Genomic DNA, 674 nt, shown 5'->3' with positions numbered 1-674 from the left:
GGGTCCTGCTTGTAGCGGCCCGGGTAGTCGAAGTGCTGGTAGGTATCGCGCTGATGCTCAAGCTCAGCGCCCTGCTTTTTATGGGAGAGGCCATAGGCCGGGGTCTTGAAGCTGTAGTCCTTGAGCTCCACATCAGAAGGGCGCACCGCCTCGCGGTAGTGGAACTGACGCACGTAAGGGCCTTGTTCCAGCGAGCGGTTGCCGAGGTTGAAGAAAAGCTCGGGGCCTTGAGTCAATGCTGCCGCGTCGTCGGCAAATACAATGCGGTGTTTGCCTGCTTCAAACTCGTGGAAGTAGAACAAGCCCTCTTCGGCTGCGAGGCGGTTCACAAAGTCGAGGTCGGTCTCGCGGTACTGGACGCAGTATTCGCGCTGGGCATGTTCATTCTTGAGCGCAAAGGCGTAGTCGGTAATGCCGTGCTCTTGCAGCAGGATACTGAGGATTTCGTCAGGCTTTTGCGCCTGAAAAATGCGAGAGTTCTGGCGCAAACCAAGTCGCCACAAGGCGGGTTTCACCTCAATGCGGTAACGGGTACGGCGAAAGCCGCTGTCCCCTTGGGCAAACTCGCTCACTACCCCGCCCACCCGGCGTTGCAGCTCGCCGTTGTACCACACCATGAGCTCGCAGGGCTGGTCCAGCACGGCACCAAAGTCGACATCGGGCTGGCTGCTGGC

General features: G+C 59.3%; 1 protein-coding gene. It reads right to left on the bottom strand.

The features are described 5' to 3' along the window. On the bottom strand, window positions 1–674 hold a 674-nt coding region (gene tssI, locus BS300_RS20840; protein ID WP_143241878.1), incomplete at both ends, for a type VI secretion system tip protein TssI/VgrG.

The sequence above is a fragment of the Aeromonas sp. SCS5 genome (assembly GCF_001887375.1).
Classification (GTDB): Bacteria; Pseudomonadota; Gammaproteobacteria; order Enterobacterales; family Aeromonadaceae; genus Aeromonas; species Aeromonas jandaei.
Note: the sequence above shows the minus strand (reverse complement) of the source record. Positions and strands in the feature narration are given on the sequence as shown.